The following is a 25,267-nucleotide window of genomic DNA, read 5'->3' as shown; positions in this document are numbered from 1 at the left end:
AGCGCTCTGCCTATGGGGCTGCCTCGCGGCAGGAGGACGCCGCGCGGCAAAACGCGCTGGTATCTGGTGCATGTGCCCGAAGGGCGCGAGCAGGCGACCTGCGAGAAGATTCGAAAGATCGTGCCCTCAGACCTCCTGGCCGATGCGTTCGTGCTGCGCAAGGAGCGCTGGTTCAAGCGCGCCGGCGTCTGGTCGCTCAACCTCGTGCAGATGTACCACGAGTACTTCTTCGTGGCGACCGGCGACGTGACGGCTTTGGACAGGGAGCTTTCCCGCCTGAGCTTCCCTGCGCGCATCGCGAGCGAGAGCGGACGCGGGTTCTTGCCATTGGCCTTCGAGGCCCAGGAGTGGTTCGAGGCCTCCATGGACGCAGACCACGTGCTTCGCAGCTCGATGGCCCACATCGTGGAAGGCGAGCTTCGGGTCCTTGCCGGTCCCCTCATGGGTCAGGAGCGCCGCGTGCGAAAGATCGACCGCCACCGCAGGCGCTGCCTGGTGGACGTATGCGACGCCGACGGCGGCTTCGTGGAGCAGATGCCCCTCGACGTCCCCTTCAAGAGCTGAAGGGGGCAACGATGGCAACGGACACAAGCAGCGCCCTCGATCTTGGGGAGGGGGCACCCGAGACGCCTGCTGAAGACATGCGCGGGGAGGAATGGAGTCGTGGGAGACGCGGCTACCGTTTCGTGAAACGGGCGTTCGACATTGCGTTTTCCGCTGTGGTGATCATGGTTGGGTTCATCCCTGCAATCTTGTTGGCGCTGGCGATACGCATAGAGTCCCCCGGCAACCCGTTCTATGGGCAGGTGCGTGTGGGAGGGTTCGGCGCAGACGGCAAGCCGTCGTACTTCCGCATGTGGAAGTTCCGGTCGATGGTCGAGGACGCCGATGCTTGCCTGGAACAGCTACGCGAGAAAAATGAAGTGAAAGGACCCATGTTTAAGATCGCGGACGATCCGCGGGTGACGAGGATCGGCCGCTTCATACGCAGGCACTCCATCGACGAGTTCCCCCAATTCATCAACGTGTTTCTCGGGCAGATGTCCGTGGTGGGCCCGCGCCCGCCGTTGCCCTGGGAGGTCGAGCTCTATGACGCCTGGGCCATGCAGCGTCTGGCCGTGAAGCCGGGACTCACGGGGCCGTGGCAGGTGGGGGGCCGCTCCAACCTTGACTTCGACGACATGGTGCGGCTGGACCTTGGCTACATCGCCGAGCGCGGCGTCATGACCGACCTGAGGCTGATAGCCCAGACGGTTCGCGTTGTCGTGACCGGGGGGGGGCGTTCTAGATGCGCTTCGCACTCGTGCCCGCCAGTTCCGTCGCCGCAGCTTGCTCTCTTGCAGCCCGTGTTCGTATGCGGTCGGTGATGCCGCATGACGCAGCAAAAAACCACGTCGAGCTCGAACGAGGGATCGGTTGCACTCGCATGCGAGGAGACGTTTGCGCCGCTTCCCGAACTCTCGGATGCCGAGGTCACGAAGCGCAACCGTGCGCGTTTGGGCTACCGCGCCGCCAAGAGGGCGTTCGACATCGCGTTCTCGGCTGTCGTGCTCGCGGCGCTAATGGTACCTGGTTTGGTTTTGGCTTTGGCTATCAGCTTGGATTCGCCCGGAGGCCCCGTGTTTAGACAGGAGCGGGTGGGCCGGGGCGGGAGGCCCATGCGCATATTCAAATTCCGCAGCATGCGGGCCGACGCGCACGAGCACCCCGAGCGCTACTTGGACGAGGCGCAGCTGGCCGCGTGGAGACGCGAGCAAAAGGTGGAGGGCGACCCCCGCGTGACCCGCCTGGGGCGCTTCATACGCAAGACCTCGATAGACGAGTTCCCGCAGTTAGTGAACGTGCTGATGGGCGACATGTCGGTCGTGGGCCCGCGGCCCGTGACCGAGGCCGAGACGCACGAGTTCGGAGAACATCGCGACTTGGCGCTCTCGGTGCGCCCAGGCGTGACGGGGCTGTGGCAGGTGACGGAACGCAACGAAGCCACATGGGAGAATGGAGATCGTCAGCGTATAGAACTCGAGTATGTGCGGCGGTGCGGCTTGCGGATGGACGCCGGGATAGTCGTCGGCACCCTCGGCGCCATGGCGCGAAAGACGGGGCGGTAGCGATGCGCAACTTGAGCGAAACCCCGTTGGTGACTGTGGTGATCCCTACGTACAGGCGCGCCAATAAGCTGCCGCGCGCGATCGACTCCGTGCTGGGACAGACCTACCGCAACATCGAGGTGCTAATTGCAAACGACAACGTACCCGGTTCTCCTGAGGACGAGGCGACGAAGCGGCGACTGGCGTGCTATGTGGCCGACGGACGCCTACGCGAGGTGGAGACGGGCGGAAAGACCGGCGGTGGAGCAGCACGCAACGTCGCTTGCAGGCAGGCTTGCGGCGAGTGGCTCGCCTTTCTGGACGACGACGACGAGTTCCTGCCCGACAAGATCGAGACCCAGGTCGTTTTCACTATGGAAAACGACCTGGATATGAGCTGGCAGGACGTGGCTTGGTACAACGAAGAAGGCAAGCTTGTAGAGCATCGCTATCTGAACCATTGCAAGGACTTTTCACGAGACGGACTGCTGCGCGCCCACCTGCTGACCCCTATCTGCCCCACGTCTATCTACCTGCTCAAGAAAGAGCTTTTCGACAGGATCGAGGGCTTCGGCGAGGTGGCGACCGGGCAGGACTGGTGGCTTATGCTGCGGTGCATCGAGGCCGGTGCACGCATCGGCTATATGCCGGAGGTTCACGTGCACCAGTACCTCCACAAGGGAGAGAGGCTCTCGCTCGGGCAGAACAAGATCGAAGGCGAGATGGCGCGTCACGAGGCGGCGAAGGTTTTCTACTCGCGCCTGAGCAAGCGGGACATCCGATTCGTAGAGTTCAGACATAACGCGGTGCTTGCGTTCGCGTGCCTACGTAGCGGCATGCTTCTGAAATCTATGGGGTACGGGGTGCGGGCGTTTGCCACGTCCCCAGGGGCATGCTTCGCGAAGGGGCTCGAGTTCTTCACGAGAGGAAAGCGATGACCTGCGACGCGTCACGTATGCGGGTTCGACTATGGACATGAGGTTTCTGATATGAGGATAGCTATAGCGGGCACAGGATACGTCGGGCTCTCGCTCGCTGTGCTGCTCGCGCAGCGCAACGAGGTTGCGGCCGTGGACGTGGTGCCCGAGAAGGTGGATGCGATCAACCGTTGGGCGAGCCCCATCCGGGACGCGGAGATCGAGCGGTTCCTGACAGAGGCGAAAGCCGGTGTGCGCGAGCTTGCGCTTGCAGCGACGCTTGACGGATATGCGGCCTACGCGGCGGCCGAGTTGGTGGTCATAGCCACGCCCACCAACTACGATCCTGAGAAAGACTATTTCGATACGAGCCTTGTGGAACAGGTGGTGGAACTGGTACTGAGCGTGAGCCCTGATACAGTCATGGTGGTGAAGTCGACCGTGCCCGTAGGCTACACTAAGACGCTCTGCGAGCGCTACCCGCAGGGACGTTTCCTGTTCAGCCCGGAGTTCTTGCGCGAGGGGCATGCTCTTTACGACAACCTGCATCCCAGCCGCATCGTAGTGGGCGTGCCGAGTAATCATGCTGAAGCCGACCTTCTAAGTGAGTACGCCGAGCGATTTGCGGCGCTGCTGGAGGAGGGGGCCGACCCCGCCGAGCGGGAGCGCGAGAACGCCGATGGGACTGCCGGCATCCCGAAGCTCGTTATGCACGCCACAGAGGCGGAGGCCGTGAAGCTCTTTTCCAACACGTACTTGGCTCTGCGCGTGGCGTACTTCAACGAGCTCGATACCTACGCGTGCGTGCACGGGCTGGACGCTACCCAGATCATCGAGGGCGTGTGCCTGGAACCGCGCATTGGCTCGCACTACAACAACCCCTCCTTCGGATATGGTGGCTACTGCCTGCCCAAGGACACGAAGCAGCTCTTGGCGAACTATCAGGACGTGCCGCAGAACCTGATAGGCGCCATCGTTGACGCCAACCGAACACGCAAGGATTTCGTGGCGGCACAGGTGGAGGAGCTTGCGGAAAAATTTGCCGACTGGGACGCGATGCCCATGGTGGGCGTATACCGCCTGACCATGAAGGCCGGTTCGGACAATTTCCGGGCATCTTCCGTGCAGGGCGTCATGAAGCGCATCAAGGCCAAGGGCATCCCCATGCTGGTGTATGAGCCAACTTTGGACGAGAACGAGTTTTTCGGTAACGAGGCGACGCATGATCTGGATGCCTTCAAGCGGCGTTGCGACGTGATAATTGCCAATCGCTGGAGTGACGAGCTGGCTGACGTGGTCGGCAAGGTGTACACGCGAGACCTGTTCAGGAGGGACTAGATGTCGTCGAATGGGATTGGGAAAAGCACGTACAGGGCTTTCCTCAACGGTTTTGCGCGTTTCTTCGGGTCGAAGAACGCCAAGCTCTTCGATGCCCGATTCAGATACGGCCGACGGCTCGACATCGAAAAACCGAGAACATTGGCTGACAAGATCTCGTGGATTGAGCTGAATGCCGACGAGGAGCTAATGGCTCGCTGTACAGACAAATACGCCGTAAGGGACTACGTTGCAAATTTGGGTGCCGAAAACATCCTTATACCGCTGTGCGGGGGGCCTTGGAGTAGCGTCGAGGAGATCGACATCTCGGCTTTCCCGGACAAATTCGTCCTCAAGGCCACACATGGCTGCGAAATGAATTACATTTGCATGGATAGGACGAGACTTGATGTCGACGATATGATCTCGCATGCTCACCAGTGGTTGGCTGCCGACTACCCTCGCGCTTGCGTGGAGCCACACTACAAGCTGATTCCGCGTCGTATTTACGCAGAGGAATACGTCGGCGGTTTAGATGACGTTATAGACTATAAATTCCATTGCCTGAATGGTGTTCCTTCGTTCGTCCTCACCTGTTCAAATCGGGAAGAATCGCTGAAGCTCAACCTTTACGATCTCGAGTGGAAGCCAATCGAGGGCCTTCGGGGTTCGATGAAAAACGAGCGCGAAATTCCGAAACCCAGCGGGTTCGACACGATGCTCGAAATAGCGAAGTCCTTATCGGCGGATTTCGATTTCGTCCGCGTCGACCTCTATGAGGCTGAAGGGAAAGTCTACTTCGGCGAGCTGACGTTTTCTCCCGCGGGAGGCGTTCTTCCCTATTTCACCGATGACTTCATTTTCCGATGGGGAGAGGTCTTGCATGTGCGCGGGATGCGAGAGTCCAGATCGCATAAGCCGTTTGACGATGCCGCAGATAGAGGTGAGATAAGGTGACATCGCGTGAGAGAATCAAGGTTCTCCAAGTCGTGCCCGCGATGAGCAAAGAGTCGGGCGTGATGCGCTATGTCTGGAACATGATGCGGGAGATCGACCAGAACAGAATTGCTTTCGACTACCTCTACCACATTCCTTCATCCATAACGTTCGAGAAGGAGTGCATGGCATCTGGTTCCAGAATTTACTGTGCTCCGGACGCTTCGAAAGAGCCGCTTCGATATGTCAGGTACGTGAACGAATTGCTAAAAAGCGAAGGAATCGCTTATTCCATAGTTCATTGCCACGTTCCGAATACCGCTTTCTGCGTCCTTCGCGCCGCATCGTATGCTGGGGTGAAAAACAGGCTTATTCACAGCCATCTTGCGGCGAGTTCGGAGCATTTGAGCCATCGAATAAGAAACTATCCGCTTATCCGATACGGAAAAAGATTTGCAACGGAACGGCTCGCTTGCTCGCAGGAGGCCGGAGACTATCTTTTCGGCGATCAGTCCTATCGCATCTTCCGTAACGGTATCGATGTGGAGGCGTTTCGTTTCGATGAAGCCGCCGCCTCCGAGCTCAAACGGAAGCTGCCGATCGGCCCCGATGCCTTCCCCGTCGTTGGATGCGTCGGCAGGCTTGCAAAGCAGAAGAACTACCCCTTCATGTTCGATGTGTTTCGAGAGCTTCTCAAGACCGAGCATCGGGCCGAGCTCCTCATCGTCGGCAGCGGGCCTGAAGAAGAAGCGTTGTCCGGTTTGATAGCCGAATTCGGGCTGGAGGGCAAAGTACATCTTTTGGGACTTCGCGAGGACGTGGGCAAGCTGTATTCCGTATTCGACGTGCTGGCTATGCCGTCTTTGTGTGAAGGATTGCCCGTGGCCGCAGTTGAGGCCCAAGCATCTGGGCTGAGGTGCGTGTTCTCCAAAGACGTCCCGTCTGAGGTGGATATTACCGGTGTCGCTACATTCCTTGGAAGAAAGGAACGACTGTCGGATTGGAGCGATGCGATTGCAAATGCGGCGCTCGAGGGCAGGTTCCAGGATCCCGCGATGCGCATCGACGATGCCGGATACTCGCAAAGAGCTGCAGCGTTGCTGCTGGCAGATTTCTATACAAATATTGCGTAACGATGGGATCGGCTATGACGGAAAGCGTTATATCAAATCTAACCTGCCATTGCTTCACGGGTTGCGAATATGATGCGGAGAAGATCGGCCGGCTCATATCGAGCACTGGTGTTCTGAGCTGCGTGCATCCTGGCGACAGGGTTTTCGTCAAACCCAACTGGGTTCAGGAGAGGCATTTGCGCAGGGATGAATGGGTCCAGATGATCACCCATCCTTCCGTCATTACGGCGGTGATCGATATCTTGGTCGAGAACATGGCCGGATCTGGAACTATCATCGTCGGTGACAGCCCGATGACGCCTGCCAATTTCGACGAGATCGTGGCGCTCATGCCGGTTGAAGAATGGAGACGTAAGTGCGAAGAAGGTGGAATCTCCTTTTCTCTCGTCGACATGAGAAACGAGCGCTGGAACGTCTCTGGTGACGGGATAATCCTTTCTTCCGTCGAGCTGCCAGGCGATCCGTCTGGAAAGACCCTTTACAACGTTGAAGGCGACCTGAGCGAGTTTTTCACCAAGGAGACCTCTTTGGGAGGCTACTACGGAGCGAGCTACGATATCGAGGAGACGAATAGGGCGCACGACGGACAAACCAATCTGTACGAGATGGGCGGGTCTGTTATGGAAGCCGATATCTTCGTCAATCTGCCGAAGTTGAAGACTCATAAAAAGGCAGGCATGACCTGCTGTCTGAAAAACCTTGTGGGAGTCAGCACGAACAAGAATCTACTCCCTCATCATACCGTTGGCGCGCCGGCTGATGGCGGCGATCAATTTGCGGAGAACGGCATGGCTAGGAAGGCCGAGGGAGTGCTGACGGCACGGGCGAAAAGCATTGCTAATCTGGCGCGGCCCATCGCTCGCGTACTCGTCCCCTTGAAATGGATTGCGAAAAAGGTGTGGGGCGACAACAGGGCGGTTGCCAGAAACGGCAGTTGGTTCGGTAACGATACGCTTTGGAGGACGATTCTCGATCTCAACAAGATTCTCCTGTACGGAAATCTCGATGGGACTTTGAGCCGATCCGTTCGAATGGGATACGTTGCGATTGTGGACGGGATCGTAGCGGGCGAAGGCGAGGGCCCGCTTGAGCCTGATCCGGTCGATGCCGGAGTTCTGCTATGCGGGGGTAATCCCGTCATCGTTGACATGGTGGCTTCCAGGATTATGGGATTTGATTTCCAGAAAATACCTTCATTGGCGCATGCATTCAAGGTGGAGCGTCTTCCTTTGGTCTCCGGATTGCCGGGTGATGTGATGTGCAGTATGGACGGGCGGAACCCCGTGTCCTTCAATCATATTTCCCCTGTACGCCGCTTCACCCCTCCGTCCGGATGGGTGGGCCATGTCGAACTCGACTCTTTAGATTAAGGCGAGCGCAAATGTTTTTCTACAGCCTCGTTCTGCTAACCCTCCTACTTTTGGCGATTGTCATCAGGCCAAAACGCTCAACCAAGGCGAAAAGATTGTACGTCGCCTTGGTCTTCGCCCTGCTCATTTGTATCGCTGCATGCAGAAGCTACACGGTTGGCGTTGACACGGAGCAGTTCATTCGCGCGTACGCGAGGATTGGGGCCGAGGGTTGGTCGGCGTTTGCTTTGGAGCGATACGAGCCGGGTTTTACTGCTCTGTGCCTTCTCTTGAACCAGCTGTCCAGCAACTACCAATTGCTTCTCGTATTCACGGCGATTGTAATGTATGTTCCCATCGGCTATGCGATATACAAATATTCGGAGAACCCCCTGTTGAGTTGCTTTCTTTTTATCACGCTCAACATTTATACGGCCTATATGAACGTCATGAGGCAGGGAATTGCCGCCGCCTTGCTGGTGGTTGCATTCGTCTTTCTTCTAAAGCGGAGCAATGTTGGTTTTGTGGCTTGCGTCGTTGCCGCTTCCATGTTTCACGTTTATGCATTGATCGCTCTCGTCATCTTGCCTCTGACGAAAATAGGTTTTCGCAAAGGCTACGTGTTCGTGTACCTTGCGCTTTACGCGATCTGCCTGCTTGCCTTTAACGTTGTTCTTGCGCTTGCGCAATGGGTTCTCGGTCGTGAAGATGTGTACAGTAGCGATTTCATGGCTTCAAATTATTTCGGTGCTGTCATTCAGCTCGCATTCGTTGCCGTGCTTGCGTTTTTTGTTGTGAACTATATCGAAGTTCTTAAGCGAACGAACTTGGATGATCGTGGGATGCTGTCCTTTTATCAGCACGCCATGATGCTCGCCGTTCTCTTCCAAGTGACGGGCGTTCAAGCTGAGATCTTTGCGCGGCTCGCGTATTACTTCTCGATATTCGCAGTCATCTCAATTCCCATTGCTTTGACCGCCCCGAAACAGAAAGAGCGGACGTTCTCCCTTGTTTTTCTGTGCTCGATGTCCTTCGCGTACTTTTTTGCCGTAGGACTGCTCCGACCTGAATGGCAGGGCGTCATCCCTTATGCGGTCGATTTTTCGAACGTGTTGGCAATATTGGGTTGGTGAGAGTGGGAAAACCGTCTATGAAGGACAAACGATGAACAACGAATTCAAGATGAAGTTTAAGTCGATACCCGGCTTGTCCGCCTTCGCCGTGATGGTCAATAGGGAGATCGTGCGTCCTATTCGGCTTGCTCTCCGCCACCCTTTGGCGCACAAAGACAACAAAGCGTTGTTGAAGATGCTCAATGGCCTGCAGGGTGCCGAGCGTCCAAGGGTTTGGTATTTTGGCGTTCCCACCCACAACAACTTGGGCGATCAGGCGCAGAAGTTCTGCATTCTTGCTTGGGTCGAGGCTAATTGCCCCGGTGCCGAGATAGTGAAAATTTCGAGCAGGGATTTCAACGGAGGGGCCGCGAGGACGGCGGTGCTTTTGAAGCGGCTGGTTCGACCCGACGACGTCATAATCATGCAGAGCGGCCACACTATGGATGGGCTGCATCCGGACGAGACGGCGCATCGCATGATTCCTGACTCCTTTCCTGGGAACAGGATCGTGTTCTTTCCAACGAGCATAAAGTTCCTGAGCAAGCGAGGCATGCGCCGCGATATAAGGGCGATAAACGCGCATCCTCGCACCCTCTTCTTGGCGCGGGATGCAGTGTCCGCCGAAAAGGCCCGATCCATCTACCCCAAGGTCGATGTCAGGCTTTACCCCGATGTGGTCACTACGCTCATCGGTAAATACGAATTCGACGGACATCGTTCGGGCGCGCTACTTTGCACGAGGAACGACGGGGAGAAGTTCTATTCGTATGGCGAAATCGATGCTCTTGCCGACGAGCTTGAGCGGCAGATCGGCTCCCTTGCCCAGACGGACACAACGGTTGATCTCGGCGGGATTGATCTTGATTCGAAGGAGGCGTGGAGTCGAATCGAGAAGGTGATCGAGTCGTATGCCCATTATAGAGTCGTAGTGACTGATCGCTATCACGGCACTATCTTTGCCCGTATCGCCGGAACGCCCGTGGTTGTGCTCAGGACCGCTGACCACAAGGTGACCTCGGGTGCTCAATGGTTTGAGGATGCGGGCGATGAGGCGATAACGGTCGCAGGTGATCTTGCGTCCGTGCCAGACCTTGCGCGAGGCTTGATGACGAGGTTTCCCGAGGGCGCAGCCGCCCCGCCGTTCGCCGCCCCATATTACGAGGAACTACATGATTTGATCGAGGCGGTGTGAAAGTGGCGCTGAAGCGTGCTCGGGTGGGGGGAGGGGCGATTTCATGAAGCGAGCCTACAAGCGTCTTGTCAGCGATACCATGGTTTTTGCGGTAGGCAACATGCTTACAAAGCTCATGCAGTTCCTTCTATTGCCTATGTACACCGCGCTGCTTTCTACTGAGCAATACGGTATCGGTGAGCTTGTTAACAACATGTCGGAGTTGCTTTACCCCCTCTGCTGTCTTGGGATATACGAGGGAGTTTTTCGCTACTCGATAGATCGGGACTCTGACCCACGGAAAGTGCTATCTACGGGTGTGTCCGTCGCCTTCGCTCTTGCACCTGTAGTCGCAGTGGTTGGTATTGCTGGCTATGCCTTCACTGGGTTTGACTACACGTGGTACCTCGTTACCCTTTGCCTTGTTACTTCGTTCAAGACGGTGTGCATGCAGTTCGCGAAGGGGCTTGGAAAGACGAAGCTCTATGCGGCGTCTGGAGTAATCAGCACACTTGTGCTCTGCGGGGCCGGTTACCTGCTTCTCGGTGTTCTCCGTGCCGGAATCACCGGCTACTTGCTCGCCCTCATACTATGCCAGGCAACACAGCTCCTGCTCGTGACGATTGGTGCGAGGATGTGGCGCTACTTCTCCCTAGGGAGCATCGATGGGGATCTCATGCGCAGACTACTTCGCTACAGCATTCCCATGGTTCCTAATGCGCTCGCATGGTGGTTCGTAAACCTGTCGGGGCGTTATATCGTTCTGTTTTCCAGCGGCATTGCGGTTGCAGGCTTGTACACAGCGGCATCGAAGCTCCCGGCCGTGATGAACATGCTGGTGTCTGTTTTTCAGCAGGCATGGCAGATATTCTCGGCACGGGAATATTCTGCCGCAGATCGTAGCCGGTCGTTCAGCATTGTGTTTCGCGTTTATTCAGCTCTTCTGCTATGTGCTGGCTCACTTGCCATCGCTATCACCGAACCGCTGTCGCGCGTCATGCTGAGCAGCGGGTTCTACGAGGCGCGGCTGTTCGTGCCGTTGCTCATGTTCGGTGCGGTGGTAAACGGCTACTCGACGTATTTTGGCGTGCTGTACAACGCTGCAAAGCAAAACAGGATGATCTTCGTAACGACCGTCGTAGGGGCTCTATCCAACGTTGTGCTGAGTGTTCTTCTCGCCACCGAAATCGGCGTATGGGGCCCCATTGTCGGTTCGGTTGTCGCATATTCGATCATCTCAATCTCCAGAGCATTCGACACGCGAAAGTTTGTAAGGATAGAGATGGACTTGCCGTACCAGGTTGTTGGCCTTTCCGTGCTGCTCGCAGAGGTGGCCCTCCTAAGTATAGGCATCGTGCATGCCACGACGATCTCCTTGGGTTTGTCGGTCGCACTCGTGGCGTTCACTATCGTGAGGTATCGAGGCCTCTTGGGCGGTGCTACAGCAATCTTCAAAAGGAAGGGGTGAGTGATATGAAAGACGCTGTCAAGCCGAGGCTGGCAGATCCCGAGTGGTGCACAGGGTGCTCGGCGTGCGCCGCATCCTGCCGTTTCGGCGCCATCGCCATGGTGTCTGACGACGAGGGGTTCTTGCGTCCCTCTATTGTGATCAGTAGGTGCGTCGGCTGCGGAGCGTGCTCGACAGCTTGTCCGGAGCTTTATCCCGTATCTCGTTCGGATATTCCGATCGAGGCGCTGGCGTGCTGGGACAAGGATGGCGAGCGTCGAGCTTCGGCGACCTCCGGAGGGGTTTTCATGCTGCTTGCCGATGCCGTTCTTGGAAGGGGCGGCTGGGTATGTGGCGCGGTATTCGATGATGCGTTCGATGTCCGTCATATCGTGACGCGTGATCGTGCAATCGTCGAATCCATGCGTGGATCGAAGTACGTGCAGAGCGATGTCGCAACTGCGCTCTCGGTGTGCGCGGACAGATTGCGCGCGGGCGAGCTCGTCTTGTTTACCGGAACGCCGTGCCAGGTTGCGGCGATGCGGAAATTGTCGGAGAAAATACCGACAGGAAATCTTATCACCGTCGACGTTCTCTGCCATGGAGCGCCGTCTCCTCTGTTTTGGCGGGAGTACCGTTGGTTTAGAGAGAAAGAGTCGGGTTCGAAGATCACGGGGGCCAGTTTCCGAAAGAAAGACCCATCATGGACGATCTTCAGTATGGAAATGCGTTTTCTGGACGGTTCGACGAGAAGCTGGCCAACCACGGATGATTTGTACCTGAGGGCGTTTCTTGGCGACTTCATATCCCGTCCCAGTTGTTGCAAATGCCCCTATGTCGGGACGCGGCGGTTGGGAGACCTGACACTCGCAGATTTCTGGGGTTACGTCTCGGAATCGCGTTGCCACAGAAATGACGAGCGTGGAATCAGTCTGGTGCTTGTTGATACCCAACAAGGGGCCAAGGAGCTTGCTGCGATCAGCGAGAGTCTTGTGATGGTTCAAAAAAAAGCTCCAGGAAGCGATCGAGGGAAACGGCCCATTGCGCTTGCCCTTTAGAGCGAACTCTCGAAGGGATGAGTTTTGGTCGATTTTTCGCAAGGGCGGGATTGAGGCAGTTGCCGACGACTTCTTGAGACCCAGGTATGGGAGTGCAAAACATTCTGCCAGCCTGTTCTTTAACAACCACGCGTATCTCATCCCTGCTGTCATCAGGAGATCGTTGATATCGATTAGAACGATGCTAACTGGTGGGGCATCGAAGAAATAAAATATGTGTGAGGCAATGTGGGCAGTAGCGGCTTCGAGGCAACTGTCGCCAAGTGTGGCGTACGATACGGAGCAGAAATCCCCCTTGCTTTTCGTGCCCGTATTTTCCGCAATGGAAAAGCGCCCGCGTCTCGGTGAGGCGCGGGCGCTCGTGGTTTTTGGCGGAGATGCGTGCGAATCGAACACACCCGAGACGTTCTGCGCGCCTCACAACGGCTTTGAAGGCCGCGGGGCCCACCAGGACCCATCCATCTCCAAGAGCAAAAGGCAACGTTGACTATAATAAGGCAAAACGGCCGAAAACGCTGCAAAATGCAAAAAAAGTGGCATCTTGCCGAAAGGGGGCCGTTTCCGCAGGGGCTTGCCCCAAACAGGCTTCCTTCCTGGCTGGGACGAGGCGGCCTGTGTGCTGTCGCAGCGGGGGAACTTGCACAGAAATCACCGATTATTGCGGATTCGCGGGCTCAGCGTGCTGCTGTAGCTTGGACCCGGACGTTTGCGCCCAACGTTTTCCCTGATGGCGAAATGATGGGTGCCCAATTTGCCGACCAAGGGCCGACAATGCGTAAAAAACCGGTGATTTCTGTGCAGAAAGGCCGGTGGGGAGAGGCACTTCCTCCTGCAGGGAACCCGGGCGCCCAACCCTGCGACAGGATGCGGCACCGTTGCAGGGTTGGGGTCGGGAGGATGGAGGCCGGAGGGCGGGGGCTTACGCGCGCTTGGGGCCCAGCACGCGCAGGTCGCCGTCGCGGCGCGTGACGCCCTGGGCGTCGAAGTGCTCCAGCAGCGGGATGGCGTACTTGCGCGTGGTGCCCATGGCGTCGCGCAGCTCGGCCGCCGTGGCGCCGCCCTGGCCGCGCAGCAGCGCGACGGCCGCCTGCTCGAGCGCCTCGTAGGCGGCCGCGTCGAAGGCCAGCTCGCCGCTCACGCGGCGGATGCGCCCGGCCTTCTCGAGCGCGCCGAGCGCGCGGTGCGCGACAGAGGCATCGACGCCCGCCTGCGCCACGAGCTCGGCCACGGTAGGCGGGGCGGCTGCGGCTGCGGCAAGCACCGACGCGAGCGCCTCGGCCGCCTGCTCTTCGAGCTTGCGCGCCCCGCCGCCGGCGCGCGGGTGGCCGATGAGGCCGCCGTCCACCACCACGCGCCCGTCCGTGCGGGCGCGCTCCACGAGCGCGTCGATGCAGGCATCGGACAGCGCGCCGGGGAGCCGCGCGGCGAGCGCGCCCTTCGAGATGCCCGTGGCCGCCGGCTGCTCGGCGTGGAAGCGCAGAAGCGCGTTCTTCAGCGCGCTGTCCAGCTTCTGCAGCACGGCGCGCTCGGCGAAGTGAGCGCCCGCCCCGTCGCCCAGGCGCACGAGACCCTGCTTGCAGCGCTCTCCGAGGCGCCGCCCCGCCGCTGCGGCCGGGATGCCCGCCGCCGCGGCCAGCTCGGCCGCCGTGACGGGCGCGGCCGCCAGCGCGAGCGCCGCATCGCAGGCACCGTCCTCGTCGCCGGCGCGCAGGGCGTCGAGCAGCGCCTCCTCGCCGGGCTTCAGGTTCGTGCGGCGGCGCGGGTGCGCGTGCAGCACCTGGCCGCCGCCCACCACGTGCACGGGCGTCAGGGAGCGCACGACGAAGCGGTCGCCGCGGGACGCCGGCAGCGGCTCGTCCAGGCGGATCTGCGCGTAGGCGCCCTCGCGCGCGCCGAGCGCGGCGCGGCCGCCCATGAGCAGCACGCGCCCCGGCACCTCGGCGGTGCCGTGGGCCACGCGCACGCGCGTGCCCGTCTCCAGCGCCTCCGGCGCGCCGGGCGCACCCAGGTACGTGAGCCAGGCGTCGAAGCGGTCGGTGGGCTCCACCGTGCCGGGGGCTGCCAGCAGCATGCCGGGGCGCACCTCGCCGGTGTCCACGCCCGCCAGGTTGAGCGCCACGCGGTTGCCGGCCTCGGCGCGCTCAACCGGTTGGCCGTGTATCTGCGCGGAGCGCACGCGCGCCCGCGTGCCGCCGGGCAGCACCTCCAGCTCGTCGCCCGGCGCCACCTGCCCGCTCCAGAGCGTCCCCGTGACCACGGTGCCCGAGCCCTTGATGCTGAACGCACGGTCCACGGGCAGGCGCGCGGAAGAGCCGTCCTTCGCGCGCACGAGGCCGCGCGCGGCCTCCGCCAGCGTCGCGCGCAGCTCGTCCAGGCCCTCGCCCGTGCGCGCCGACACCGGCACGACGGCCGCGTCGGCGTACGGGCCGCCCGCCAGGCGCCCGCGCACCTCGTCGGCCATGAACGCGGCCCACTCCTCGTCCACCAGGTCGCGCTTCGTGAGGGCCACCACGCAGCGCGCGATGCCCAGCAGCTCCAGCACGGCCAGGTGCTCCTCGGTCTGCGGCATGACGCCGTCGTCGGCTGCGATGCACAGAAGCGCCAGGTCGATGCCCGTGGAGCCCGCGATCATCTGGCGCACGAAGCGCTCGTGGCCCGGCACGTCCACCACGCCGAGCGCGCTGCCGTCCGGCAGCTCCAGCTGCGCGAAGCCCAGCTCGATGGTGATGCCGCGGCGCTTCTCCTCGGCCAGGCGGTCGGGGTCCTCCCCGGTGAGCGCCTGCACGAGCGTGGACTTGCCGTGGTCGATGTGGCCCGCCGTGCCCAGCACGACGCGGCGGCCGCCCGCGGCGGCGCTCATGCGCCCGCTCCCGCCGAGCGGCCGGCCGCGGGCGCTGCCGGGGCAGGGGAGCCTTCCGCTGCCCCTTCCGCTATCCCGGCCGACGCCGCCGCAGCGCCCGGCCCCTCGAAGTAGGCGCGCACCGCCTCGGCGATCTCGGCGATGTCGTCCTCCCCGATGGTGCGCGCGTCCAGCAGCACGGCCTCGCGCTTGATGCGACCGATGACGGGCACCGCGCGCTTCGACACGAGGAAGGCCTCGCATTCCTGCGCGTCGCCGCGCTCGAAGGAGATGCTCGCCGCGAACGTGGGGATGTCGCACAGCGGCAGCGCCCCGCCGCCGGCCCGCGCCACCTCGGGCACCACCTCGATGCGCGCGCAGCCCGCGGGCACGGCCCGGCGCAGCGCGTCGGCCAGGCGCTCGGCGCGTACGCGCACGGCTCCGTCGGGCTCGGAAAGCATGCGGAGCGTGGGGATGGCCGTAAGCGCGCGCTCGGGGTCCAGGTACAGGCGCAGCGTGGCTTCGAGCGCGGCCAGCGTCATCTTGTCCAGGCGCATGGCGCGCGCGAGCGGGTTTTTCTTCAGGCGGTCGATAAGCTGCTTCGACCCCACCACGATGCCAGCCTGCGGGCCGCCGAGCAGCTTGTCGCCCGAGAACGATACCAGGTCGCATCCCCCGCGCAGCGACTCGGCCACGGTGGGCTCGGCGTAGGCGCCGAAGCAGGCCAGGTTGATGAACGCGCCCGAGCCCTGGTCCTCGTACACCAGCACCTCGTCCTCCACGCCCGCGGCGCGGCGGCGCTCGTTCTCGGCATCGGCGAGGGCGCGCATCTCGCGCATGCCCACCTGCTCCGAGAACCCGACGATACGGTAGTTGGAAGGGTGCACCTTCAGCAGCATGGCCGTGTCCGGGGTGAGGGCCCGCTCGTAGTCGGCCGCGTGCGTCTTGTTCGTGGCGCCCACCTCCACCATGCGGGCGCGCGAGAACGCCATGATGTCCGGGATGCGGAACGACCCGCCGATCTCCACGAGCTCGCCGCGCGACACCACGGCCTCGCGCCCCTGGGCGAACTCGGCCAGCACCATGACCACGGCCGCGGCGTTGTTGTTCACCGCGATGGCGGCCTCGGCGCCGGTGAGCGCGCAGAGCAGGCCCTCCACGTGGTCGTGGCGGCTGCCGCGGGCCATCGCGTCCGTGTCGTACTCCAGCGTGGAATAGCCCCGCGCCGCCTCCGTCACGGCATGCACGGCCTCGTCTGCCAGCGGGCTGCGTCCCAGGTTCGTGTGCACCACCACGCCCGTGGCGTTCACCACGCGCCTGAGCGAGGGGCGCAGGCAGGCCAGCGCCCGGGCGCACGCGTCGTCGGCGAGGGCGGCGCCGTCCACCGGCTCCCGGCTCCCGGCCAATATGGCGCTGCGCACGGCATCGACGGCATCGCGCACGCAGTCGGCCAGGATGTCGTGCGGGAGCAGCGGCGCGAGCGCGCTCACCTGGGGGGAGCGCAGCACCTCCTCTACGGGGGGCAGGGATCGCAGCAAGTCGCGGGCGGGCGTGGGTGCCATGGGATGCCTTTCTCGATAAGCGGGCCGGACGCAAGGTTTCCCGAGCAGTATACCAATGTCGGACCGGGCCGCCGGCCCGAAACGGCGGCGTGCGACGAATCCCCGCAGGACGGGGAGGGGAAAGGCAGCGCGCGTTGCGCGAGAGGGGCCGGCAGAGGGAAGGGCGCGCGGAAGGGGCGGCGCGGGGCGCGTCCCGCCGACGTGGGGCGCATTCGGAGACGAGGCATCCCGGAGGCGGCTTCGGTGGGGGAGGGGGGCCTCCTCGGGTGCATTCCGAACAGCCAGCCGGGCGCATGCGCTCGGGGCTGGAAGGCGGGAAGGAAGATGGTGGGAATTTCTGGGGCGAACCGGGCCCGAATCTGCGATAATGGTGCGTTCGCGGGCCAAAACGCCCGCCGGGTGAGGCCCGGCGGGCGTTTTGCCGCAGCAAGGGAAGAGCAGGGAGAAGGGGATTCGACGTGGCGGTGATGCAAGAAGGCGCGGGGCTCAAGTTGGAGGCCTTTTCGCCGACCGAGGTGGAAAAGCGGGTCGAGGACGCGGCGTGCGCGAAGGCTGCCCTGCCGATGGGCAGGTGCTTCGTCTCGGCAATGCTCGCCGGGGCGTTCATCGGGTTCGGCGGCATGTTCTTCTGCACGTTCCTCTCCGATGCCACGCTGCCCTTCGCCGTGCAGCGGCTCGTAGGCGGCGTGTGCTTCTGCCTGGGCCTCGTGCTCGTGCTCTGCTGCGGCGCCGAGCTGTTCACCGGCAACGTGCTCATGGTGTGCTCGAGGGTCTCGGGCCGCGTGCCGTGGCGCGCGGTGCTGGGAAACTGGGGCCTGGTGTGGCTGGGGAACCTGGCCGGCTCGCTTGCGGCGATGGCGCTCGTGCTGCTGGCGAACGTGCAGGGCATGAACGGCGGCGAGGTGGGCGCGACGTTCGTGTCGGTTGCCTCGGCCAAGGCGTCGCTCGGCCCCGTGGAGCTGTTCTTCAAGGCCGTCATGTGCAACGTGCTGGTGTGCCTGGCGGTGTGGATAGGGTTCGCGTCGCGCTCGGTGACGGACAAGGTCGTGGGCATCCTGCTGCCCATCGCCGCCTTCGTGGCGTGCGGCTTCGAGCACTGCGTGGCGAACATGTTCTTCCTCTCCACGGGCATCCTGCTGAACGTTCTGGGCGGAGTGGGGGCCGCCGGGGCCGTGTCGCTGGGCGGCGCGGCGGCGAACCTCGTGCTGGCCACGCTCGGCAACGTGGCGGGCGGCGTTCTGGTGGGGCTCGCGTACTGGTACGCCTACCGGGGCAGGGAAGCGCGCTAGGCGGCGAGCGAGATCCAGCTTGCAGCAGCGTGCGCCCGCGTGCGGCTGCAGCGCTGTGGGCGTGCGCGCCCTCGGTCGCGCCCTGTTGTCGCTGCAGCCCTGCGGTGCCGGCGGCCTGCCCCGGCGACACCTGGCCGAACGGGTCATGCTCTTTCTGCGCGCGGCCGACCTGCCTGCGCTATACTGGTTTCCGACGGCAGCCTGCCCGCCGGACGCGCACCTTCTGCCAAAGGCGCGTCCCCCTTCTGCATCGGGGCCGCATCGCCGTCCACCCACCGTGCTTCAAGGGAAGCCGGCGGACGCGCCTCTGCCCCCGCGCCCGCTTGTTCTGCACCGCCGTTCCCGGCGGCGTTCCCGTCTGCCCCGGGCTCGGCTCCATCGACAGACGAGAAGACGAGACGCAGACCCCTGCGAAGGAGGATACCCCTATGACCGACTACCGCCAGATGTGGACCGATTTGGACATGGACCTGGAGACGCACGACCAGCTGTGCGCCGTGTTGCCCGCCGCCTTCGGCGACACGTACCTCTCCCAAGAGAACCGTCCCGAGAACATGGCCTTCTATGACTTCGTCGTGTCCGAGATCCACGGCGTGCGCCCCGCCGAGCTCATCGAACTGCAGAAAAAGGGCGGCAAGGTGTTCGGCACGTTCTGCGTGTTCGTGCCCGACGAGGTGGTGGTGGCCTGCGGCGGCGCCGTCACCGGGCTCTGCGGCGGCTCGCAGTTCTGGGTGCCCGAGGGCGAGAAGGTGCTGCCGAGCGACCTGTGCCCGCTGGTGAAGGCGTCGCTCGGCGCGCACTTCGGCAAGACCTGCCCTTACTTCAGCGTGGCGGATATGTACGTGGGCGAGACCACGTGCGACGGCAAGAAGAAGGCCTACGAGATACTCGGCGCCGACAAGCGCACCTACGTCATGGACATGCCGCAGATGAAGCGCCCCAAGGACATCGAGAAGTGGACGGGCGAGATCGCCGAGTTCGCGCGCGAGGTGGAGGACGTCACCGGCCGCGCGCTCACGCCCGAGGCGCTGGGCGCGGCCATCGGGCTGATCAACGAGAAGCGCCGTGCGCTCGCGCGCGTGTTCGAGGCGCGCAAGGCGGAGGGCTGCATTCCCATCAGCGGCAAGGACGCCCTGCTCATGATGCAGATCGCGTTCTTCGACGATCCGGCCCGCTGCGCCGAGATGGCGAACAAGCTGGCCGACGAGCTGGAGCAGCGCATCGCCGACGGCGTGAGCGTGTTCCCGGCGGGCACGAAGCGCATCCTGGTCACGGGCACGCCGCTGGCCATCCCCAACTGGAAGCTGCACCACATCATCGAGACGAGCGGCGCGGCCGTGGTATGCGAGGAGATGTGCACGGGCACGCGCTACTTCGAGAACCTGGTGGACGAGTCCGCCGATACGTTGGAAGGCCAGTTCCAGGCCTTGTCCGAGCGCTACATGAAGAACAACTGCGCCTGCTTCACGCCGAACCCCGGCCGTATCGCCGACGTGGTGCGCATGGCGCGCGAGTACCACGTGGACGGCGTGATCGATGCGAACCTGAAGTTCTGCACGCTCTACGACGTGGAGAAGCCGAGCCTGGCCGCAGCGCTCGAGGCCGAGGGAATCCCCTGCCTGGCGCTGGAGACCGACTACACCGACAACGATGCCGAGCAGCTGCGCACGCGCGTGGGCGCGTTCGTGGAAATGCTGGGGGAGTAGGCCCGTGGAGCCCGTCGGCGGCGAGCCCGCCGCGCAGGGGGCGGGAGGCCCGGGCGCTGCCGATGCGCCGGAGGCTCCCGGCAACGGCCCCGGTTCCCCCGGCGCCCCGGACGGCGACGCGCAGTCCGGGGCGCCCGTGGACTGCTACGTGCTGTTCCGCGGGCACACCGACGGGCTGGCCCTGTTCGGCGCGCTGAAGGGCACCGGCGTGGACGCGCGCATCTCGCCCACTCCGCGCGCCGCGCGCGCCGAGTGCGGCATGAGCCTGCTCGTGTCGTGCGACGACGAGGAGCGCATCCGCGCGGTCGCGCAGGCATGCGGCGCGCACATCGAGGGCGTGGCGCGCCTGCCGCGCCAGATACGCCCCGACCGGGACCGCTACTGCTGAGGCACCGCCCTCGTGGGATGCCCGTGCGGGGCCGTATCGAAAGCTCCGCCTCGCCGCCTCTGGCAGGTCGCTCGTAGGGCAAGGGCTCTGCCCTTGCCGGCGAGCGGGGTCGCCTCGCAGGTTACGGCAAGGGCAGAGCCCTTGCCCTACGAGACGGTTCCCTGGCGAACTTGCGCTCTGGGACTTTTGACACGCCCCCTACGGGCAAACCGCGGAGCGCCCCGGTTTTCGGGGCGTCCGAGACCGTACCAGGAAAGGAAGGCCATGCATTACGTGGGCATCGACGTGGGGTCCACCGCCACGAAGGTCGCCGTGCTGGACGGGGACGGCGCGCTCGCGCGCACGTTCCTGTGCCCCACGGGGTTCAGCAGCGTGGACGCCGCGCGGCGGGTGCGCTCTCTCTTGGCCGAGGCGGGCATCGACGCGGACGGGAGCTCGGTCGTGGCCACCGGCTACGGCCGGGTTGCCGTGCCCTACGCGAACAAGGTGGTCACGGAGATCACCTGCCACGGCCGCGGCGCCGCGCGCCTGTTCGGGCGCGACGGAGTGGTGGTGGACGTGGGCGGCCAGGACACGAAGGTCATCGCGCTGGCGGGGGGCGCGGTGAGGAAGTTCGTCATGAACGACAAGTGCTCCGCCGGCACGGGGCGCTTCCTGGAGATCATGGCCGACCGCCTGGCGGTGGACCAGGACGAGCTCGCGCGCCTCGCGCGCGCCGGCACGCCCACCGTCATCTCCAGCATGTGCACCGTGTTCGCCGAGTCCGAGGTCATCTCGCTCGTGGGAAAGGGCGAGCCGCGCGAGAACATCGCCAACGGCGTCATCGAGTCCGTGGTGGCCCGCGTGGCCGCGCTCGCGGCGCAGATGCCGGGCGAGGCCTACTTCCTCACAGGCGGCCTGTGCGACAACGGCTACGTGGTGGAGCGCCTCGCCGCGCGCCTGGGCAAGCCGGTGGAAACCTGTCCCGAGGCCCGTTTCGCCGGCGCTCTGGGCGCGGCGCTCTGCGCGCTGGAGCAGGCGGCACAGGGGGGCGCTGGAAGACGGTGAGCGCCCTGCGCGCGTTCGGGTGGGCGCCGGCGCGACGGAAGGATTCCGCGGCGGAGGCTCGGCGGCGCGGCGGAGACCCGTTTTTCCTGTCGGTTCCGTAGCAGGTGCGGATGCGTTTTCGGCACAAGGCGGGGAACTGGTATGATGCGGGAAGAAGAATGACGGAAAGGCTCTCCCATGATCTACTTCGACAACGCGGCCACGACCCGGCGCAAGCCGCCCGAGGTGGCCGAGGCCGTGGCGCGCGCCATCGGCTCGTTCGGCGGCGTGGGGCGCGGCGTGCACGAGGCGTCCATCGACGCCGGCATGGCCGTGTACGACGCGCGCGACAAGATGGCGCGGCTCCTGGGCGCGCCCTCGGCGGCCCGTGTGTCGTTCGCGGCCAACGCCACCATGGCGCTCAACATCGCCATCGCGGGGCTTTTGCCCGCCGGCGGCCGCGCCGTGACGACGGCTGCCTCGCACAACTCGGTGCTGCGGCCGCTGTTCAAGTCGCGCGACGAGCGCGGGTGCGCGGTTGGCGTGGCGCCCGTCGGCCCGGACGGCGCCCTCGACTTCGCCGCCTACGAGCGCTTGCTGGAAGAGGGCGCCGACCTCGTGGCGGCCACCCACGCGTCGAACCTCACGGGCGACGTGTACGACGTGGCCCGCATGGCGCGCCTCGCGCACGAGGCCGGCGCGCTGTTCGTGCTCGACGCCGCGCAGACGGCGGGCGCGCTGCCGCTGGACATGGGCGCGCTCGGCGCCGACATCGTGTGCTTCACCGGCCACAAGAGCCTGTACGGGCCGCAGGGAACGGGCGGCTTGGCCGTGGCGGAGGGCGTGGACGTGCCGCCGCTTCTGGAGGGCGGCTCCGGCACGCACAGCTTCGACGAACGGCATCCGCGCTTCATGCCCGAGGCGCTGGAGGCCGGAACGGTGAACGCCCACGGGCTGGCGGGCCTGGCGGCCGGCGTGGCCTACCTGGAGCGCACGGGCGTGGGCAACGTGGCCGCGCGCCTGCAGGCGCTCACGGAGCGCTTCGAGGCCGGCGCCGCCGCCGTGCCCGGCGTGCGCGTGCTGGGCGGGCACGGCGGCATCGACCGGTGCGGCATCGTGGCGGTGGACGTGGCGGGCGCCGACTCCGCCCTCGTGGCCGACCGGCTGTCCAGCGACTTCGGCATCTGCACGCGCGCAGGCGCCCATTGCGCCCCGCTCATGCACCGCGCGCTCGGCACCGAGGAGCGCGGCGCCGTGCGCTTCAGCTTCTCCAGCTTCACCACGGAAGACGAGATCGAAGCGGGCCTCGCGGCCCTTGCGGCCGTCGCGCGCGACGCAGGCTGACGGCCGCCGGGTCGCGCGCAGGGCCGCCGCCGGGCCACGGGGTCGCCCGCATCGCGGCCCTGTTTCGCGCCGGTCGAACCGCGGCCGGCACGACTCGTGCGACTGCGCAATAGCCCCGTCCGACGCGCAGGGCGGGCGGGGAAACGGGAAAAGACGGAAAGGAACCTACCATGAAGATAATCGACGCCTTCGGCATGCAGTGCCCCAAGCCGCTCGTGCTGGCCAAGAAGGAGATAGACGCGGGCTGCCGCGAGCTGTCCGTGCAGGTGGACAACGAGACGGCCGTGAAGAACCTCACGCGCCTGGGCGGCAAGACGGGCCTGGCCGTGTCCGTGGACGAGATCGAGGGCGGCTGGCTCGTGTCGTTCGCCGAGGGAGACGGCTCGGCGGCCCCGGCCCCGGCTCCCGAGGCGGCTCCCGTCGCCGCAGGCGCGTCGTGCGCGGCGGGCGGCGGGTGCGGCTATGCCGTGTTCGTCGGCAAGGACCATGTGGGCGCGGGCGACGGGGAGCTCGGGTACAACCTCATGAAGATGGCGCTGTACACGCTCTCCGAATCCGACGACGTGCCGGCGTCGCTCCTGTTCATGAACGCGGGCGTGAAGCTCGTGGCCGGCGGCGAGCAGCAGGTGGTCGACAGCGTGCGCGCGCTCGCCGAGAAGGGCACCGAGGTGCTCGTATGCGGCACGTGCCTTGACTTCTACGGGTGCAAGGACCAGCTGGCCGTGGGCGAGGTTTCCAACATGTACGACATCCTGGGCCGCATGCAGGAGGCGGCCAAGGTCATCACGCTATAGGGAGGACGGACGTGCCCCGCTACCTGCTGGCCTTCGAGTCCACCCATGCGGCCATGGCCGCCAACAAGGCGCTCGCCGCCGTGAACCCCGCCGTCATCCCCACCCCGCGCGCCATCACCGCGAGCTGCGGCATGACCCTGCGCTTCGAGGCCGAGGACGCAGCCGCGGCCCGCGCCCTCGCCGTCGCCGTGCCCGAAGCCCGCGGCCTTGCCGCCCTCTACGCCGACCAGGCGGGGGAGTACGTGTTGCTGGAAAAGCTGTAGGCGGGGGATGCCGGCGTCCGGCACAGTAATCACCGCTTTTTGACATGATTGCCCCGCGTATGGCCGGACTCGCTTTCGACGAACGGGCAGAACGTCCCGCATAGGCCATCCATGGCGAACGAGAGGCGCGATCTTGTCTCCGAGAATGCAGGAATCGGTGAAAACTGTGCTTCTCGAGAAGGGGAAGGGGGCGCCTCGGAGAGAAGGTAGGGCGCGACTTGTGGCAAGAGGGGAGGGGCGCCGGCGTCGCCCCTCCCCCAGCCTCACCCTGCGAAGCGGATCGTCCCCGGCTCGCCGGCTTCCACGCGCCCGATGCGCGCGGGCAGCCGGCCGGCGCGTGCCTCGAAGGCGCGCTCGAAGGCGCCGGCCGCCTCGGGCGGCACGGCGGCCAGCAGGCCGCCGGAGGTCTGCGGGTCGCAGACCACGGCCAGGCGGTTGTCGTACTCCTCGTCGGAAAGCGCGCCCTGCGCCACGTAGCGCTCGGCCTGGTCCATGATGGTGAACAGGCGGTTCGGCCGGCAGTAGGCGCGCGCGTGGTCCCACACGCCCTCGAACAGCGGCAGCGCCTCGAAGTCGAGCGCGGCGGCGCAGCCGCTCGCCTCCAAGAGCTCGTGCAGGTGCCCGGCCAGCCCGAAGCCGGTCACGTCCGTGGCCGCGTGCACGCCGGATTCCGCGAGCGCGGCGGCGCCGGCGGCGTTCAGCTCCATCATGGACTCCACGGCCGGGCGCAGGCCCGCGTCGTCCACGAGGTCGCAGGCGCGCGCCGCCACCATGATGCCGGTTCCCAGCGGCTTGGTCAGGTACAGCGCGTCGCCCGGCACCGCCCCCGCGTTGCGCACGATGCGGTCGGGGCGCACGGTGCCGAACACCGCGAGGCCGTACTTGGGCTCCGCGTCGTCGATGGTGTGGCCCCCGGCCACGAGCGCGCCCGCCTCGCGCACGGCGTCCGCGCCGCCGCGCAGGATGGCGCCGGCCACGTCCGCGCCCAGCGCGCAGTCGAGCGCCAGCAGGTTCAGCGCCACGTGCGGCTCGGCCCCCATGGCGAACACGTCGGAGAGCGCATTGGCCGCCGCGATGCGCCCGAACTCGTAGGGATCGTCCACGATGGGCGTGAAGAAGTCCACGGTGAGCACGGCTGCCGAGTCGTCCGAGAGCTGCCACACGGCGGCATCGTCGCACGTGTTGAAGCCGAGCAGCAGCCGTCCGGCCCCGCTGCCCGCGTCGCCGGCAGCGTCCTGCCCGCCTGTGCCCGACGCGCCGCCGCCGGCAGCGGCCGCAAGCGCGCCCAGTATGTCGTCGAGGTCGCCCGGACCCCACTTGGCCGCTCAACCGCCCTTCGACGTGAGCTTCGTCAACCTGATGCGCTCGATCTCGTCCACGGTGCCTCCTTCCGCATGCCGCGCCTCGCCGCCTCGGGCGGGCCTCTTTCGTCGTCGGACAGTATAGCAGCCCGCCGCGCCCCCGCATGCCGCGCCTGCCAGCGGTCAGCCGCCCGTCACGTGCCCCGTCGGCATGCGACGGGCTAT

General features: G+C 64.4%; 22 protein-coding genes and 1 tRNA gene. 19 read left to right on the top strand and 4 right to left on the bottom strand.

Going from position 1 to position 25,267, the window contains the following annotated elements:
• Positions 1-12: 12 nt before the first annotated feature.
• The 12 genes from BN3560_RS00775 (at position 13) to BN3560_RS00720 (ending at position 12,530) form a co-directional block, all read left to right on the top strand.
• On the top strand, positions 13-564 hold the full coding sequence (locus tag BN3560_RS00775; protein WP_123649907.1) for a hypothetical protein: 552 nt from the start codon (positions 13-15) through the stop codon (positions 562-564).
• 11 nt (positions 565-575) lie between these two features.
• Positions 576-1,367, top strand: a complete 792-nt coding sequence (locus tag BN3560_RS00770; protein ID WP_096226609.1) for a sugar transferase — start codon at positions 576-578, stop codon at positions 1,365-1,367.
• 6 nt (positions 1,368-1,373) lie between these two features.
• Complete coding sequence (locus tag BN3560_RS00765) at positions 1,374-2,108, top strand: sugar transferase (RefSeq protein WP_096226608.1); 735 nt, start codon at positions 1,374-1,376, stop codon at positions 2,106-2,108.
• 2 nt (positions 2,109-2,110) lie between these two features.
• Positions 2,111-3,025, top strand: coding sequence for a glycosyltransferase family 2 protein (locus tag BN3560_RS00760; RefSeq protein WP_157780525.1), 915 nt, complete (start codon positions 2,111-2,113; stop codon positions 3,023-3,025).
• A gap of 51 nt (positions 3,026-3,076) precedes the next feature.
• The gene (locus BN3560_RS00755) at positions 3,077-4,342 is read left to right on the top strand and encodes a UDP binding domain-containing protein (protein WP_096226606.1); all 1,266 of its coding nucleotides are present in this window, start codon (positions 3,077-3,079) and stop codon (positions 4,340-4,342) included.
• The gene (locus BN3560_RS00750) at positions 4,343-5,278 is read left to right on the top strand and encodes an ATP-grasp fold amidoligase family protein (RefSeq protein ID WP_096226605.1); all 936 of its coding nucleotides are present in this window, start codon (positions 4,343-4,345) and stop codon (positions 5,276-5,278) included.
• A gap of 62 nt (positions 5,279-5,340) precedes the next feature.
• Positions 5,341-6,390, top strand: a complete 1,050-nt coding sequence (locus BN3560_RS00745; protein WP_231897413.1) for a glycosyltransferase — start codon at positions 5,341-5,343, stop codon at positions 6,388-6,390.
• Between the two features lie 14 nt (positions 6,391-6,404).
• Complete coding sequence (locus BN3560_RS00740; protein ID WP_157780524.1) at positions 6,405-7,760, top strand: DUF362 domain-containing protein; 1,356 nt, start codon at positions 6,405-6,407, stop codon at positions 7,758-7,760.
• 11 nt (positions 7,761-7,771) lie between these two features.
• Positions 7,772-8,872 (top strand): EpsG family protein, encoded by a 1,101-nt coding sequence (locus BN3560_RS00735; protein WP_157780523.1) that lies wholly within the window; start codon positions 7,772-7,774, stop codon positions 8,870-8,872.
• Positions 8,873-8,903: 31 nt separating this feature from the next.
• Positions 8,904-10,046 carry a polysaccharide pyruvyl transferase family protein gene (locus BN3560_RS00730; protein WP_157780522.1) on the top strand — a complete coding sequence of 381 codons (1,143 nt, stop codon included), beginning with the start codon at positions 8,904-8,906 and terminating at the stop codon, positions 10,044-10,046.
• Between the two features lie 43 nt (positions 10,047-10,089).
• Positions 10,090-11,493 (top strand): lipopolysaccharide biosynthesis protein, encoded by a 1,404-nt coding sequence (locus BN3560_RS00725; protein WP_096226600.1) that lies wholly within the window; start codon positions 10,090-10,092, stop codon positions 11,491-11,493.
• 5 nt (positions 11,494-11,498) lie between these two features.
• On the top strand, positions 11,499-12,530 hold the full coding sequence (locus BN3560_RS00720; RefSeq protein WP_096226599.1) for a Coenzyme F420 hydrogenase/dehydrogenase, beta subunit C-terminal domain: 1,032 nt from the start codon (positions 11,499-11,501) through the stop codon (positions 12,528-12,530).
• A 369-nt stretch (positions 12,531-12,899) separates the two neighbouring features.
• Here BN3560_RS00720 and BN3560_RS14205 read toward each other — a convergent pair.
• From BN3560_RS14205 to selA, 3 genes are all read right to left on the bottom strand, one after another.
• Positions 12,900-12,996, bottom strand: a tRNA-Sec gene (locus tag BN3560_RS14205).
• 453 nt (positions 12,997-13,449) lie between these two features.
• The gene (gene selB / locus BN3560_RS00715) at positions 13,450-15,390 is read right to left on the bottom strand and encodes a selenocysteine-specific translation elongation factor (protein WP_096226598.1); all 1,941 of its coding nucleotides are present in this window, start codon (positions 15,388-15,390) and stop codon (positions 13,450-13,452) included.
• Complete coding sequence (gene selA, locus BN3560_RS00710) at positions 15,387-16,931, bottom strand: L-seryl-tRNA(Sec) selenium transferase (protein WP_096226597.1); 1,545 nt, start codon at positions 16,929-16,931, stop codon at positions 15,387-15,389. The genes selB and selA overlap by 4 nt, the downstream gene beginning before the upstream one ends.
• Positions 16,932-17,398: 467 nt before the next feature.
• On the opposite strand from selA, the gene BN3560_RS00705 reads away from it, so the two are divergent.
• From BN3560_RS00705 to BN3560_RS00675, 7 genes are all read left to right on the top strand, one after another.
• A complete protein-coding gene (locus tag BN3560_RS00705; protein ID WP_096228538.1) occupies positions 17,399-18,220 on the top strand; it encodes a formate/nitrite transporter family protein in 822 nt (273 codons plus the stop codon).
• Positions 18,221-18,648: 428 nt separating this feature from the next.
• Entirely contained in the window at positions 18,649-19,926 is a 1,278-nt protein-coding gene (locus tag BN3560_RS00700) for a double-cubane-cluster-containing anaerobic reductase (RefSeq protein WP_096226596.1), read from the top strand.
• 4 nt (positions 19,927-19,930) lie between these two features.
• Positions 19,931-20,314: a DUF3343 domain-containing protein gene (locus tag BN3560_RS00695; protein WP_227115420.1), complete on the top strand. Its 384-nt coding sequence runs from the start codon at positions 19,931-19,933 to the stop codon at positions 20,312-20,314.
• A gap of 264 nt (positions 20,315-20,578) precedes the next feature.
• The gene (locus tag BN3560_RS00690; RefSeq protein ID WP_096226594.1) at positions 20,579-21,361 is read left to right on the top strand and encodes an acyl-CoA dehydratase activase; all 783 of its coding nucleotides are present in this window, start codon (positions 20,579-20,581) and stop codon (positions 21,359-21,361) included.
• A gap of 177 nt (positions 21,362-21,538) precedes the next feature.
• Complete coding sequence (locus tag BN3560_RS00685; protein ID WP_096226593.1) at positions 21,539-22,684, top strand: aminotransferase class V-fold PLP-dependent enzyme; 1,146 nt, start codon at positions 21,539-21,541, stop codon at positions 22,682-22,684.
• Between the two features lie 170 nt (positions 22,685-22,854).
• Positions 22,855-23,478: a sulfurtransferase-like selenium metabolism protein YedF gene (gene yedF / locus BN3560_RS00680; RefSeq protein WP_096226592.1), complete on the top strand. Its 624-nt coding sequence runs from the start codon at positions 22,855-22,857 to the stop codon at positions 23,476-23,478.
• Between the two features lie 11 nt (positions 23,479-23,489).
• On the top strand, positions 23,490-23,741 hold the full coding sequence (locus BN3560_RS00675; RefSeq protein ID WP_096226591.1) for a putative Se/S carrier-like protein: 252 nt from the start codon (positions 23,490-23,492) through the stop codon (positions 23,739-23,741).
• 263 nt (positions 23,742-24,004) lie between these two features.
• On the opposite strand, the gene selD is transcribed toward BN3560_RS00675, so the two are convergent.
• On the bottom strand, positions 24,005-25,120 hold the full coding sequence (gene selD, locus BN3560_RS00670; protein WP_096226590.1) for a selenide, water dikinase SelD: 1,116 nt from the start codon (positions 25,118-25,120) through the stop codon (positions 24,005-24,007).
• Positions 25,121-25,267: the final 147 nt, after the last annotated feature.

Source organism: Gordonibacter urolithinfaciens, assembly GCF_900199375.1.
In the GTDB taxonomy this organism is placed as follows: Bacteria; Actinomycetota; Coriobacteriia; order Coriobacteriales; family Eggerthellaceae; genus Gordonibacter; species Gordonibacter urolithinfaciens.
This window is presented reverse-complemented; position numbering and strand designations above follow the sequence as displayed.